Raw genomic sequence first — 14,854 nt, forward strand, 5'->3', positions numbered from 1 at the left:
ACTCCCTCGTCTGTGACGGCACGGCACCCGGGATGCCGGCGTCCCCGACGTGCGCGCCGTCGTCTGCCGACCTGCGACTCGTGGGGCGACGACGTATAAGGGTCAGATGAGCACCCCGCTGGAGGACTACGCCCTGCTGTCCGACCTGCACACCGGACCGCTGGTCTCCCGGGAGGGGAGCATCGACTGGCTGTGCCTGCCCCGGTTCGACTCCCCGGCGGTCTTCTCCGCCATCCTCGGTGACCCCGACGACGGCCGCTGGCGGCTCGCCGCCGTCGACGGCGAGGTCGTCGAGCGCCGCTACCTCCCTCAGACCTTCGTCCTGGAGACCACGTGGCAGACACCGACGGGGAAGGTGCGGCTCACCGACTTCCTGCCACCCGGCTCCTCGCGGGCTGACCTCGTGCGCCGGGTCGTGTGCCTGGAGGGCAGGGTGGAGATCGAGCACGACCTGCGGCTCCGGTTCGACTACGCCCGCGCCACGCCCTGGATCCGGATCATCGACGACCACGACGAGCCCGCACTGCTGTCCCTCGCCGGACCGGACGGTGTGCTGATCTCCGGTCCGCTGCTCCAGTGGTCGCACACCGACTCCGACGGCACCGACTCCCCCACCGGCGCGGCGGCCCAGCCGGGCGCCTACCGGCCCGCCCGGCAGGACGAGGCCGGAGCACGCGCCCCGCGGCTCGCCGGCACCTTTTCCCTCGACGCCGGGGAGAGCCTCGACTGGGACCTCACCTGGTTCCCGTCCTACGAGGAGAAGCCGACACGGGCTGACCCGGACCAGGCGCTCGCCGAGGCCGTGCACTTCTGGACCGAGTGGTCCTCCGATCTCACCGTCCACACCGACCACGACCCGGTGGTGCTCCGCTCGCTGCTCGTGCTGCGAGCCCTGACCCACACCGAGACCGGCGGCATCGTGGCCGCCCCGACCGCCTCCCTGCCGGAGTACTTCGGCGGTGGCCGCAACTGGGACTACCGCTACGTCTGGCTCCGCGACGCCGCCCTGACGATCGAGGTCATGATCACCCACGGCCTCACCAACGGCGCCGAGCTCTGGCGCGACTGGTTGCTGCGCGCGGTCGCGGGTGACGCCCACGACATCAGGATCATGTACGGCGTCGCCGGCGAGCGAGACCTCACCGAGCTCGAGCTCGGTCATCTCGCCGGCTACGAGGCCTCCCGACCCGTACGCGTCGGCAACGGCGCCGCGGACCAGTACCAGGCCGACGTCGTCGGCGAGGTGATGATCGCCCTGGGCCAGCTCCGCGACGCGGGAGTCGCGGAGGACGAGTACTCGTGGGGCCTGCAGAAGAGCCTGCTGGACTACTGCGAGACCAACTTCGACCGCAAGGACCACGGCATCTGGGAGATGCGTGGCGACCTGCACTACTTCACCCACGGTCGGGCCATGATGTGGGCGGCCTACGACCAGGGCATCCGCGCCGTGGAGCGGCACGGACTGGACGGACCGGTCGGGCGCTGGCGCGAGCTGCGCGACAGGCTCCGCGAGGAGATCGACACCCACGGGTTCAGCACCGACCTGGGCTCCTTCACCCAGACCTACGACAGCACCGAGGTCGACGCCTCCCTCCTGCAGCTTCCGCACACCGGCTACCTCCCCTACGACGACCCCCGGATGCTCGGTACCGTCGAGCGCATCGAGGGCGACCTTCGCGACGAGCACGGCCTGCTCCACCGCTACCGCACCGCCGCCGCCATGGACGGGCTGGAGGGGGCGGAGCACCCGTTCCTCATCTGCAACTTCTGGCTCGTCGAGCAGTACGCCTGCAGCGACCGGCTGGAGGACGCCAAGAACCTCATGGAGCAGCTCGTCGGCTACGCAAACGACCTCGGCCTCCTCAGCGAGGAGTACGACCCCGCAACCGATCGCCTCGTCGGCAACTTTCCTCAGGCCTTCAGCCATCTCGGGCTCATCCGCGCCGCCGACGCCATCATGGGCGCCCGGCGCGCCACCGCCGAGACGTAACCGCCGGACGGCGACGCGGGCCACGATGCCTGGCCAGGAGCGGCCATGGCAGGTCCTGCGCGACGCTGCCGCTTCTCCGCGACGTCTCGCAGCGCTACCTTCGCTCTTGCCGGGGGCGACGGACGCCCCCTGCACCGACCGGGACGCGGAGGCATCGCGCCCCGAGCGTGGCACGTCGGCAGGCGTGCCCGGCCATCGACCGAGGGAGCGAGATGACCACGACGTCCCGGCGCCTGCCCGTCAGCCGCCTGACCACCCGCCTGGGCGCCTGCGTCGGTGCCGCCGCACTCGTCGGGGCGGTGGCCGCCCTGCCCGCGTCCGCCGCGGGAGCTGATCCCGAGCACCTCGGCAGCGCCGCCGACCTGGGGGTCGCCGCACCCACCGAGACCGAGCCACGACCGGCGATCTCGGGGCGGTGGTTCGTCGAGGTCGAGGGCGACCCGGCCGCGCAGGGCGGCAGCGTCGCGACGGCAGCCACGACGCAGGACGCCGTGGTGGCCGAGGCGGCGGACGCCGGGGTCGAGCTCGAGGTGCGCGAGTCGTTCACCACCACCTGGAACGGGCTGTCCGTGGAGGTCGCCGACGAGGACGTCGACACGCTGCGCGAGCTGCCCGGCGTCGTCGAGGTCCATCCCGTCTTCGCCGTGCCCATGCCGGACGAGCCGGTCGCCGCCCCCGAGCTGTCCTCGGCGCTGGCGATGACCGGTGCGGACGTCGCCCAGAGCGAGCTGGGCTTCACCGGCGCGGGCGTCAAGGTCGGTGTCATCGACTCCGGCATCGACTACAACCACGTCGACCTCGGCGGCGGCGGGACCGACGACGACGGCGAGTTCCCCACCGCCAGGGTCGGCTACGGGTACGACTTCGTCGGCGACGACTACGACGCCGGCGCCACCGGCCCGGCCGCGACCCCGCAGCCCGACCCGCTCCCGGACGACTGCGGCGGGCACGGCACGCACGTGGCCGGCATCGTGGGCGCCGCCGGGAACCCCGCCGAGAACGGCGTGGTGGGCGTGGCGCCCGAGGCCACGCTCGGCGCGTACCGGGTGTTCGGGTGCGACGGCTCCTCCGACACCGAGGTCATCCTGGCCGCGATGGAGATGGCCGCCGACGACGGCATGGACGTGGTCAACATGTCCCTCGGTGCCGCGTTCATGACCTGGCCCACCTACCCGACGGCGCTCGCCGCGGACGCGATGGTCGACGACGGCGTCGTCGTGGTCGTCTCCCAGGGCAACGAGGGCGAGGCCGGTACCTTCTCCGGCGGTGCCCCGGCGGTGGGCAGCAAGACGATCTCGGTCGCGTCGTTCGAGAACACCACGATCACGGCGCCGGCCTTCGTCCTCGACTCCGGCGAGCGCATCGGCTACGCGAACGCCACCGGCGCACCGCTGGCGCCGACCGAGGGCACCCTGCCGGTGACGGCTGCCGGCCCGCACCCGGAGGAGTCGCCGATCCCGGAAGGCTCGCCGGTGCTCGGGTGCACGCCGACGGAGGGTGCCGAGGGCTCCGCGCTGCTCGTCAGCCGAGGCGTCTGCTCCTTCCACGAGAAGGCCGTCGCCGCCCAGGAGTCCGGCGCGGCGGCGCTGATCATCTACAACAACGTGCCCGGTGCGATCAGCGCCACCGTCGAGGGCGCGGTCGAGATCACCATCCCGGTGGTCACCGTCTCCCTGGAGGACGGGCTCGTGCTCCAGGGCGCGCTGGCCGACGGCTCGGCGACGATGACGTGGACCCCGGAGACCGTGCAGACCGTGAACCCGAACGGCGGGCTTGTCTCGGGGTTCAGCTCCTACGGCCTGGCCGCGGACCTGACCCTCAAGCCCGACCTGGGCGCACCCGGGGGCCAGATCTACTCGACGTACCCGATCGAGGAGGGCGGGCACCGGTCCGTCTCCGGCACGTCCATGGCCGCCCCGCACGTCGCCGGCGCCGTCGCGCTCCTGCTCGAGGCGCGTCCGGACCTGGAGCCGCTCGAGGTGCGGGACCTGCTGCAGAACTCGGCGGACCCGCAGACCTGGTCCGGGATCCCGGACGCCGGTCTCCTGGAGCCGGTCCACCGCCAGGGTGCCGGGCTGCTGGACATCGACGACGCGATCCTCGCGCGGACCACCGTGACGCCGGGGAAGATCTCCCTCGGCGAGAGCGAGGAGGAGCGGCGGCGCGACCGGGACGACCGGGACAACGACCGCGACCGCGGCCGGGACCGCGACGACCGGGGTCGCGGGTGGGAGCGCGACCGGGACGACCGGGACCGGGACGGGCGCGACGGACGGACGACGCTGCGCGTCACGAACCACTCCGACGCCGACGTGACGTACGAGATCTCCGCCTCGCACGGCGTCGCGACGGCCGGCTCCACCCTGGTGCCGGAGTTCTTCGGCGCCGAGGCCACCGTCGAGGCGCCCGGGTCGGTGACCGTGCGCGCCGGTCGCACGGCACGCGTAGAGGTCGAGATCACCGCGCCCGAGCCGGAGAGCCTGGTCGGCCTCGTCTACGGCGGCTGGATCACGCTCACCGCCGAGGACGACCGGCTGGTGGTGCCGTTCGCCGGGCTGGCCGGGGACTACCAGGACGTGCCGGTGTTCACCGACTATGTCGGGACAGCGCTGCCGAGCCTCGGCCGGGCGGTCGACGGCGCCCTCGTCCTGGCGGGGCCGGGGGCGACCTACACGATGGCGGGCGATGACGTCCCGTACTTCGTCTACCGCCTGGAGTACCCGGTGAGCGACCTGCGCCTCAGCGTCTTCCACGCCCGCGCGGACGGGTCCAAGGGCCGCGCCGTGCACAGGTACAACACGTTCCTCACCACCGGTGAGCTCGGGCGCAGCGCCATGCTCGACTTCGTCTCCTGGGACGGCACCCTGACGCAGGAACGCCGTGGCCACGACAAGGTCCGCACGGTGCGCGACGGCAGCTACGTCGTCGAGATCACGGCCCTCAAGGCCCTCGGCGACCCGCGCAACCGTGACCACCTCGAGACGTGGACGTCACCGGCGTTCACGATCGACCGGGCCGACGAAGGACCGGGTCACGGGCGCAGCTGACCCAGCACGGCCGGCGGTACGGGCGCAGCTGACCCAGCACGGCCGGCGGTACGGGCGGAGCTGCCCCGGCACGGCCGGCGGTACGTGCGCAGCTGACCCAGCACGGCCGGGTCACGGGTGCAGCCAGCACGGCCGGCGGTCAGGACCTGGCGGACCGGTCGGCGACGTACTGCTGGACGACCGAGACGTCCTGGTCGCCGAGCCCCCGCTCGGTGAGGGTCGCGAAGATGTGCTGGAGGACGGGGAGCTGCTCCACCGCCACGCCGGTCCGCTCCGCCTCGGCGGCGGCGAAGGAGAGGTCCTTGATCATGAACTTCGCCGGGCCGGCCGGGCTGTGGTCGTGGGAGACGAGCCGGGACTTCTTGACGTCGAGGACCCGCGAGCCGGCGTAGCCGCCGCCGAGCAGGTCGAGCAGCCCGGCCAGGTCGAGGCCGGCGCGCTCGGCGATGACGGTGGCCTCGCCCAGCGCCACGGTCGTGGCGGCGACGATCAGCTGGTTGCAGGCCTTGGCGACCTGGCCGGCGCCGATCGGACCCAGGTGTACGGCGGTGCCCATGGCGCCCAGCCACGGCATCACGCGGTCCACGTCGGCCGGCGCACCGCCGACCATGATCGACAGCGTGCCCTCGCCCGCGCCCTCGACGCCGCCGGAGACCGGCGCGTCGACGACTGCGAGGAGCCCGTCGGTGCGCACGGCGAGGTCCTCGGCCAGCTCACGCACACCGTCGGGCGAGCTCGTGGAGGAGATCACCAGCACGGTGGGACCGGTGAGGCCGGCGAGCAGGCCGTCGTCGCCCTCGAGGAGGTCGGCCACCTGCGGCAGGTCCTGGACCATCGAGATCACGACGGCGCAGCGTGCGGCCAGCTCGCGCGGCGTCGTGGCCCAGGTGGCGCCGGCGCCGACCAGGTCCGCGGCGCTGATCTCGCGGCGGCTGTGGAGGATCAGGTCCCGCCCCCGCCCGCGCGCGGCCCGCAGCAGGTGGGACGCCATCGGCCGGCCCATCGCCCCGAGCCCGACCAGCCCGACGTCGCCGCGTCGCTCCTCCACCATTCCGCCCTCCGTGCCCCTCGCCCTGTCTGTGAGGCCAGCATAGCGAACGGGGTTCACTGGACTGATCGTGGGTTATCGTGGTCGCAGACCGCCCCACGACACCGGGCAGACGCCCCACGACACCGGGCAGACCGCCCCGCGACACCGGAGGACCCACCCGTGAGCACGAGCCCCGACCGCCTGCGCGTGGTCGTCGCCACCCCGCTGCCCGACGAGCTCTGCGAGTACATCACCCGCGCGGAGCCGCGCATCGACCTCGTCGTGGACCAGGACCTCCTCCCTCCCATGCGCTTCCCCGGCGACCACGACGGCGACCCGGCCTTCACCCGTTCCCCGGAGCAGCAGGCACGTTTCGAGGAGCTCGTGGACTCCGCCGACGTCCTCTACGGCATCCCGGACACCAACCCGGCAGACCTCACCCGGACCGTTCGCGCCAACCCGCGGCTGCGCTGGGTGCACACGATGGCCGCCGGCGGCGGCGGGCAGGTCAAGGCCGCCGGGCTCACGTCGGCGGAGCTCGACCGGGTCGTCTTCTCCACCTCGGCCGGCGCGCACGCCGCGACGCTGGCGGAGTTCGCGCTGTTCGGGGTCCTCGCCGGCGCCAAGGACCTGCCGAAGCTGCAGGCCCACCAGGCGCGCAAGGAGTGGGCCCCCCGGTGGGCGATGCGCCAGCTCTCGGAGATGACGGTGCTCGTGGTCGGGCTGGGCAGCATCGGTCGCGCCACCGTGGCGAAGCTCAGCGCGCTCGGTGCCAAGGTGGTCGGCACGTCCCGCCGCGACGTCGACGTCCCCGGCCTGTCCGCCGTCGTGCATCCCGACGACCTCGCCGCGGCCGCCGCGGAGGCCGACGCCATCGTCTCCACCCTGCCGGGCACGGACGCCACGCACCAGATGATCAGCGCCGACGTCCTCGCCGCCGTGCGGCCGGGGACGATCTTCGTCAGCGTCGGCCGCGGCACCGTGGTGGACGAGCAGGCCCTGGTGTCCGCGCTCGAGGACGGGCGCATCGGGTTCGCCGCGCTGGACGTCTTCTACACCGAGCCGCTGCCCTCCGACAGCCCGCTCTGGCAGCTGCCGAACGTCGTCGTCGCCCCGCACACGGCAGCGCTGAACGACGCCGAGGACCGACTCATCGCCGAGCTGTTCGTCGAGAACGCGGGCCGCCTCCTCGACGGCCGGCCGCTGCTCAACGTCGTGGACACCGTCGAGTTCTACTGATCCCCGCCGCGGCGGCGCGCGTCCGCCGGGAGACGTCACGAGAGGCGGCGCAGTGACCGAGATCGGGCACCTGGTCGAGAAGAGCCCCGCGCCCGCCGTCACCCGGGCGGCCGCGCTGCTGGACCTGCTCGCGCAGGCGCACGGCGGCCTCGGCCTGACCGAGATCGCGCGTGCGCTGGGCCTGGCGAAGTCCTCGACGTCGAACATCTGCGTCGCCCTGGAGCAGGCGGGCCTGATCGCCCGCCGGGAGACCGGGTACGTGCTGGGCCGCCAGGTGGCCCGCCTGGGCGGGGCGTACCTGCGCGGCTTCGACCTCGTCCGCGAGTTCTACCGGGTGTGCGAGGCCTCGCAGGTCCTCTCCCGGGAGCTGCTGCAGCTCGCCCTGCTCGACGGCACGCAGGTCCTGTACCTGGCGCGGCACGAGGGCCGGGCGCCGCTGCGCCTGTCCGCCACGGTCGGCGACCGCTTCCCGGCGCCGATCACCGCCGTCGGCACCGCGCTGCTCAGCCGGCTCGACCCCGCCGAGGTGCGCGAGCGCTTCGCCGACCCGGTGACGCTCCCGGTGTGGACCGACAGCTCGGTCCGGACGGTGGAGGACCTGCTGGCCAAGCTCGCGGCCACCGCCGAACGGGGCTTCGCCGTCGACGACGGCGAGACGCACCCTGGGGTGTACGGCGTTGCCGTCCTGCTGCCCGCGGCCACGGCGGGGGGTGAACCGGTCGCGCTGGGGTGCTCGATGATGAAGGCGTCGATGACCGCCGAGCACCGCGACACGGTCGTCGACGCGCTGCGGTCGGCACGCGAGGAGCTGGCCGACCCGATGCGTGCGGCGGACTGACGGGGCGGTGCGGTGCTAGCCCGCCAGCCAGGCCAGCGCGGCGACGACGACGGCCGCGGTGCCGGTCCGCAGGGTCGGCTGGACGACGGGCGCGAACCCGGGCGAGTGGTTGCCCGGGACGTCCTGCGTGACGGTGCCCCGCTCGGCCGCGGACCGGTACAGCTCCGGGTCGATGCCGCCGATGCCCCAGTAGGTGTAGGGCACGCCGAGCGCGTCCGGGACGGTCGAGAAGTCCTCGCTGGCGGTCTGCCGCCCGAAGTCCGTGGCCGAGTCGCCGAAGTAGGACGCGAACGCCTTCCCCACCCGGGCGGTGACGGCGGGGTCGTTGGAGGTCAGCGGGTAGCGGTCGTAGCTCTCGAGCTCGGGCTCGCGGGGTGACCCGGACGCCGCGCACTCGGCCCGCACGATCCGCTCCACGGCGCTGAGCATCTGGTCGCGCACCTCTTCGCTGTAGGCGCGCAGGTTCAGCTCGAGCACCGCGTGGTCGTCGATGATGTTGCTCTTGGCGCCCACCACCATCCGCCCCACCGTCAGCACCGCGAACTCCCCCGGCGCGATCTCGCGGGAGACCACCGACTGCAGCCGGACCACGATCATCGCCGCCAGGACCGCCGGGTCAACCGCCAGGTGCGGCATGGAGCCGTGGCTGCCCCGGCCGAAGACGGTGACCCGCACGCTCTCCGCCAGCGACAGGAACGGCCCCTCGTGCGTCCCGACGGTCCCGGCCGGGTAGGCGAGGACGTGCTGGGCGAAGGCGACGTCGGGCGTGGGCAGGAGCGTGTCGAGCCCGGCGTCGACCATGCGGCTCGCGCCGTTCGCGAGCTCCTCGGCGGGCTGGAGCAGCGCGACGAAGGTGCCCGACCACGCCTCCTGCGCCCCGGCGAGGAGCCGCACCGCCCCTAGCAGGCTGGCCACGTGCACGTCGTGGCCGCACGCATGCATCAGCGGCACCTCCTTGCCCGCGGCGTCGGTGGTCGTGGCCTCGGACGCGTACGGCAGCCCGGTCGCCTCCTTGACGGGGAGCCCGTCCATGTCGGCACGCATCAGCACCACCCGCCCGGGCCCGTTGCTCAGGACGCCGACGACGCCGGTCCCGCCGACGCCCTCGTGCACCGTGAGGCCGTGCCGCCTCAGCTCCTCGGCGGCCACCCCTGCCGTCCTGGTCTCCTGGTGCCCGAGCTCGGGGTGGGCGTGCAGATCCCGGTAGAGGTCTTCCTGCCACGCGCGCATCTCGGGCTCGCCGGCGAGCACGGCCTCGACCGCGGAGCGTCCGTCCATCTTCCTCGACCCGTCCATCCCGGAGATTCCCCTCGATCCGTGGTCCGCACCATCGGCGTGGCCGGCTGCGGGCGTTCGTCGCTCACCATCCTCCACAGCCACGGGATGCGCACACCGGGGTACTCGTCGCAGTGGCCAGGTCGGCGCCGTCGAGCCGGCAGTCCACGAACGTGGTGTGCCGCCAGCTGCCGTGCGGAGAGACCGTGCCGTCTGACGTGCCGGGCGACCGACGCGCGGGCCACCGCGCTGCAGCTGCACGGGTGCGACACGGTGCTCGTCACCCGCCTGCGCGCGGCAGGTCGTCCCGCGGAGGACCACTCACGCCGTGTCGGACGGTTGGTGCTCAGCGAGGCTCGCCGGGCATCCGGCGCCGCCGTCGTCGCCCCTCGCCGCGGCGCGGACGCAGGGAGTGCACGTCGTCGCCCCGTTCCCGTCGATGCCTGGTCAGGGCGCGCAGCTGGGTCGGGCTCAGCCTCAGGCTCCAGTCGCCGTGCTCGGGCAGGCGCCAGTTGCGCCAGCGGGCGAGCACGCTCAGCCCGGCACCCACCACGATGGCGGCGAGCATGCCCAGCTCGGGCTCGCCGGCGGCGTCCACGGCGATCAGCGCCCCGGACGCGAAGATGGCGCTCGTCGCGTACAGCGTGTTCCCGCCGAAGACGGCCGGGACCTGGCCGACGGCGACGTCCCGGATCATGCCGCCGCCGACGGCGGTGGTGACCCCGAGCAGGACCGCCGGCAGCACCCCGAGCCCGAGCGAGAGCGTCTTGGCCGCGCCGGTGGCCGCCCAGCAGCCGAGCACCATGCCGTCGGCGAGGATGAAGAAGCGGTTCCACCACGTGCCGTCGAGCCGGATCACGAACGCGACGGCGGCTCCGGCGAGCGCGGTGCCGAGGTAGTACGGGTCGGTCAGGGCGACCGGCGTGCCGGCCTGCAGCAGGGTGTCGCGCAGCATGCCGCCGCCGAGGGCGGAGACGATCGCCAGCAGCGCGAAGCCGACGGCGTCGAACCGCCGCCGCCGGGCGATGATCCCGCCGAGGACGCCGTTGAGGAACACCCCGGCGAGGTCGATGCCGCGGAAGAGCTCGGGCAGGACCGACTCGATCTCCGCTGCAGCCACAGCGCCTGCCTACACCACGGTCGTCCCGAAGGCGAGACCGAGGACGTAGGTGACGGCCGCGGCGCCGATGCCGATACCGAGCTGGCGCAGCGCCCGGCGCAGCGGCGGCGCCCCGGAGAGCACGCCGACGACGGCGCCGGTGCCGAGCAGCACGACGCCGACCAGGCCGGCGGCCAGGAGGATGGCCGGGAGGCCGGACATGCCGAACAGGTAGGGCAGGATCGGCACGAGCGCACCGGAGGCGAAGAAGCAGAAGCTGGAGATCGCGGCCGCCCACCCGTTGCCGATCTCCTCGAAGCTCTGCACCTCACGGTCGGGCACGCCCTGCCCGGCGGTGACGCGGGCGATGACCCCGGCGGCGTGCTCCTGGGCCTCGGCCGCCTCCATGCCCCGGGCGCGGTAGACGAGGGCGAGCTCGTTGGCGCCGACGTCGAGGTCCGGGATGATCTCGTCGGCGCGCGCGTCCGGCGTCGACGCCTCGAGCAGCTCGCGCTGGGAACGCACCGAGACGTACTCCCCCGCCCCCATGGACAGGGCGCCGGCCAGCAGGCCGGCGATGCCGGTGACGAGCACGGCACCCGCCGAGATACCGGTTGCCCCCACGCCGAGGACGAGCGCGAGGTTGGAGACGAGGCCGTCGTTGGCGCCGAAGACGGCGGCACGGAAGGTGCCGGACATGCGGGCACGGCCCCGCGTGGCCAGGGCGCGGACCACCTCGCCGTGCACGCGCTCGTCGGCGGCCATCGCGTCGGTGGCATCGGCGTCGTGGGCGTAGGCGGAGCGGGCCTCGGCGTTCTGGGCGAGGGCGAGGACGAAGACGCCGCCGAACGTGCGGGCGAGCCGGCCGAGGACGCGGGTGCGCAGGTCGCCGCGTCGCGGCTTGCCCACCTGGTCCCCGAGCAGGGTGCGCCAGTGCTGCTCGTGACGGGACTCGGCGTCGGCCAGACCGAGGAGGATCTCGCGCTCCTCGCCGGTGCGGCGCGAGGCGAGCTGCCGGTAGACGGCGCCCTCGGCCCGCTCGTCGGCCAGGTACTGGCGCCAGCGGCGCACCTGGGCGGGACTCGGGCGGCTCTCGGGGCCGGAGGAAGCGGACATACGTGCCATCGTGGCAGCCGCACGGACCGCGGCCCAGTGCCTCGCGAGTGGGATCACCCACTGTTCGCCGCACCGAAGAAACGGCACCAGGACGCCAGAAACTCGGTGTCCCGGGTGACCCGTCGCCGCCCCGTCGACAACCCCGGGACGGTGCTGGCGGGAAGCACGAAGCACCTGGGAGGTCGGGTCGTGTCCACGCCGAAGGATCTGTACCGACTATCGGTACGAACCCTTCGGTCAGCCCCTGGGGCGTCGGGTCGCGCCCACGCCGGGAGCTCGGGTCGTGTCCACGCCGAAGGGTTCGTACCGACTGTCGGTACGAACCCTTCGGTCAGATCCCACCCTCGGGCGTTCCGAGACGTGCCTGGAGCCCGGCTCGGACGGCCGGCCACTCCTCGGCGAGGATCGAGAAGATCACCGAGTCCCGCCACGCTCCGTCGGCGCGCCGGCGATGGTGCCGGGCCACGCCCTCACGCACCGCGCCGAGCTTGGCGATGGCGGCCTGGGAGCGCGCGTTGACGGCGTCGGTCTGGAGCTTGACCCGCCCCAGGCCGCAGTCCTCGAAGGCGTGGCCGAGCAGCGCCAGCTTGGCAGCCGGGTTCACGGACGTGCCCCACACGCGCGGGGCGTAGGCCGTCCAACCAAGATGGGCGCCCTCGTTGACGAGGTCGACGTCGCCGAGGGTCGTGGTCCCCACGAGCTCACCCGTGCCGGTCATCGTGACGGCGTAGGCGACACCGCCCGTGCCGGCGCGCATGTTGCCCGCCACGAACGCCCGGGCACCGGCCAGGTCCCGCGGCCGCGCGGACGGGCCCGCGCCGTATCCCGAGGCCCAGACGCGCTCGTCGTCGAGGACGGCGAACAGTTCGGCGGCGTCGTCGAGCACCAGCGGGCGCAGTGTGACGACATCGTTGGTGAGGACTCGGCCGTCCGGAGCAATCGCGGGCACGATCCGCACAGTAGCTCGCGTCGCGCGCCGGCCGATGCTGCGGTGCGGCGAACGACAGGCGCTGCGGCGGCCCTCAGATGCAGGCGGCGCGTGGAAACTCCGTACGGATTATCCGTACGGACCTTCCAGGCGCTCCGCGAGCCGACGGCCGTGTGCCGGTCGGCGTCCGAGGGACGCCGCCGCGGTGGGTGCAGCGAACCCTCGGCGCCGTTGCAGGTGTGCTTAACGCGCTCGCGACCGACAGGTGACCGCGAGCAACCCGTGGTGTGCCGGTCAGACCTGTGGCTGCGGCGGGGTCGGCTCCAGCGGGCCGTCCGTGCCGCGGCCGGTGTTGCCGGCCGGGATGTCGCTGGAGTGCGCGCCGCCCGAGCCGGACAGCTTCTCCTTGACCGTCGCGGCGACCTTGTCGGTCACCGCAGAGCCGCGCTCCTTGGCTACGTCGGTCACCTTGGTCTCGACCTTCTGGACGTTCGCCTGGACGCGCGGGTTCTCCCAGACCTTCGAGCTCGCCTTCTTGATCTTCTCGTACTGGCCGCGGCCGGCGCGGGCGCCGAGCACGTAGCCGAGACCGGCGCCGAGTACGAACGAGAGCTTGCCCATGGATGACCTCCGTGCGGTGAGTGGTGCGGTGCTGGTCCACGAGCCTAGGGCGCATCTGTCGGTCGTGCGCGCGCTCGGCACCGTCGTTGACGGCCCGGCACCGCCGTTGGCGGCCCGGCGCCGTCGCTGGCTGCCCGGCACCGTCGCTGGCGGTTCGGCACCACCCGGCGTACAACCGGGGATGTGCCGACGACCATCGCCCAGACCCGGCCCAGCCGGTGAGGGCGCAGGAGCTCTACGCCCGCCTCGTCCGTCCCCAGGGCGACGCCACCGACGACCTGGCGTCCGAGGCGGCCCGAGACCTGCCCCGCAACGGGCTGCGCCAGGTGGCGGCGAACGGGCTGCAGAGCATCGGCGACGAGATCGTCAACGCCAAGACGGTCCTGCCCTGGCTCCTCAGCGCGCTCGGCGCACCCGGTGCCCTCGTGGGGCTGCTGGTTCCCGTCCGGGAGTCCGGGTCGATGCTGCCCCAGGCGGCGCTCCTGCCATGGGTGCAGGGCCGCCGGGTGCGCAAGTGGGCTTGGGTGGCCGGTGCGGCGGGGCAGGCCGCGGCGACGGCGGTGATGGCCGGTGCGGCGGCGACCGCGAGCGGGACCGCCGCCGGCGCCGTCGTGCTGGTGGCCCTCGCCGTCTTCGCGCTCGCCCGGGCGCTGACCTCCCTGGCCGGCAAGGACGTCCTGGGCCGCACGGTGCCGAAGGGTCAGCGCGGCCAGATCACGGGGCTCGCCACGGTGCTGTCCGGCGTCGTCGCCATCACCGCGGGCCTGGGCATCCGCCTGCTCGGAGGCGACGACGTCACACCCCTGGCCGTCCTGCTCGGTGCCGCCGCGCTGGCCTGGGTGGCGGCCACGGCTGTCTACGCGGGCATCCGTGAGCCGGCCGACGAACCGGTCGACCCCGGGCCCGACGACGTCGGCTGGCTGGGGAGATCGTGGGCGCTGCTGCGCTCGGACGTGACGTTCCGGCGCTTCGTCGTGGTTCGCACCCTGCTGCTCGTCTCGGCGCTGAGCCCGCCGTTCATCGTGGCACTCGCGGCGCGGGGCGGGGGCGGGCTCGCCGGCCTCGGCCCGTTCGTCATCGCCTCCGGCGTCGCGAGCCTCGTCGGCGGCCGCCTGTTCGGCCGCCTCGCCGACCGCTCGAGCCGCCGCGTGATGATCTGGGGCGCTGCCACCGCGTCCGTCGTCGTCCTCGCCCTGCTGGCGCTGTACACGATCGGCGACGGCGCAGGTGCGGCCTGGATCTTCCCCCTCGGCTACCTGCTGCTGGCGCTGACGCACACCGGAGTGCGGGTGGCCCGAAAGACCTACGTCGTCGACATGGCGGAGGGTGACCGGCGCACGGAGTACGTGGCGGTCGCCAACACCGCCATGGGAGTGCTGCTGCTGGTGGCCGGGGCCGTCTCGAGCGGGCTCGCGCTCCTCGGCACCGAGGTGGCGCTCCTCTTCCTGGCGGCGCTGGGTCTGGCCGGGGTCGTCGCCGCACGGTCACTCCCCGAGGTGAGCAGCTGACCGCGGCGCCGCCGATGCGCTCGGACCGGCCAGCCCGTCGCCGAGTTCTGACGATCAGCGAAACAGGGGGGACAACCGTCGAGAGGGCGACCGGGAGGGATCGCCGTCGGGAGGGCGACCCGGAGGATTACCGTCGGGACGGCGCCCGGGGAGAATCCCCGTC

11 protein-coding genes are annotated in these 14,854 nt (G+C 73.7%); 5 read left to right on the forward strand and 6 right to left on the reverse strand.

The genetic code is table 11. The features are described from left to right. Positions 1-106 precede the first annotated feature (106 nt). A complete protein-coding gene (locus GD748_RS04170; protein WP_152193897.1) occupies positions 107-1,990 on the forward strand; it encodes a glycoside hydrolase family 15 protein in 1,884 nt (627 codons plus the stop codon). A gap of 212 nt (positions 1,991-2,202) precedes the next feature. Continuing rightward, positions 2,203-5,037, forward strand: coding sequence for a S8 family serine peptidase (locus GD748_RS20190; RefSeq protein ID WP_152193898.1), 2,835 nt, complete (start codon positions 2,203-2,205; stop codon positions 5,035-5,037). A gap of 139 nt (positions 5,038-5,176) precedes the next feature. Here the strand turns inward: GD748_RS20190 and GD748_RS04180 are convergent, their stop codons facing one another. Beyond that, entirely contained in the window at positions 5,177-6,088 is a 912-nt protein-coding gene (locus GD748_RS04180) for an NAD(P)-dependent oxidoreductase (RefSeq protein ID WP_152193899.1), read from the reverse strand. A 159-nt stretch (positions 6,089-6,247) separates the two neighbouring features. Here GD748_RS04180 and GD748_RS04185 point away from each other — a divergent pair, with 159 nt between their 5' ends. Together GD748_RS04185 and GD748_RS04190 are read left to right on the forward strand one after the other, a co-directional pair. Then, a complete protein-coding gene (locus GD748_RS04185; RefSeq protein WP_226920739.1) occupies positions 6,248-7,306 on the forward strand; it encodes a D-2-hydroxyacid dehydrogenase in 1,059 nt (352 codons plus the stop codon). 52 nt (positions 7,307-7,358) lie between these two features. After that, positions 7,359-8,144, forward strand: a complete 786-nt coding sequence (locus tag GD748_RS04190) for an IclR family transcriptional regulator (protein ID WP_226920741.1) — start codon at positions 7,359-7,361, stop codon at positions 8,142-8,144. A 15-nt stretch (positions 8,145-8,159) separates the two neighbouring features. On the opposite strand, the gene GD748_RS04195 is transcribed toward GD748_RS04190, so the two are convergent. The 5 genes from GD748_RS04195 to GD748_RS04215 form a co-directional block, all read right to left on the reverse strand. Further along, on the reverse strand, positions 8,160-9,395 hold the full coding sequence (locus GD748_RS04195) for an amidohydrolase (RefSeq protein ID WP_193312847.1): 1,236 nt from the start codon (positions 9,393-9,395) through the stop codon (positions 8,160-8,162). 370 nt (positions 9,396-9,765) lie between these two features. Next, on the reverse strand, positions 9,766-10,539 hold the full coding sequence (locus GD748_RS04200; protein ID WP_152193900.1) for a trimeric intracellular cation channel family protein: 774 nt from the start codon (positions 10,537-10,539) through the stop codon (positions 9,766-9,768). A 9-nt stretch (positions 10,540-10,548) separates the two neighbouring features. Continuing rightward, on the reverse strand, positions 10,549-11,634 hold the full coding sequence (locus GD748_RS04205; RefSeq protein WP_152193901.1) for a VIT1/CCC1 transporter family protein: 1,086 nt from the start codon (positions 11,632-11,634) through the stop codon (positions 10,549-10,551). A gap of 331 nt (positions 11,635-11,965) precedes the next feature. Further along, complete coding sequence (locus GD748_RS04210; RefSeq protein ID WP_152193902.1) at positions 11,966-12,583, reverse strand: GNAT family N-acetyltransferase; 618 nt, start codon at positions 12,581-12,583, stop codon at positions 11,966-11,968. A gap of 273 nt (positions 12,584-12,856) precedes the next feature. After that, positions 12,857-13,183, reverse strand: coding sequence for a YtxH domain-containing protein (locus tag GD748_RS04215; RefSeq protein ID WP_193312803.1), 327 nt, complete (start codon positions 13,181-13,183; stop codon positions 12,857-12,859). A 218-nt stretch (positions 13,184-13,401) separates the two neighbouring features. Here GD748_RS04215 and GD748_RS04220 point away from each other — a divergent pair, with 218 nt between their 5' ends. After that, complete coding sequence (locus tag GD748_RS04220; RefSeq protein ID WP_152193903.1) at positions 13,402-14,691, forward strand: MFS transporter; 1,290 nt, start codon at positions 13,402-13,404, stop codon at positions 14,689-14,691. Positions 14,692-14,854 lie beyond the last annotated feature (163 nt).

The sequence above is a fragment of the Georgenia subflava genome (assembly GCF_009193155.1).
GTDB classification, from domain to species: Bacteria; Actinomycetota; Actinomycetes; order Actinomycetales; family Actinomycetaceae; genus Georgenia; species Georgenia subflava.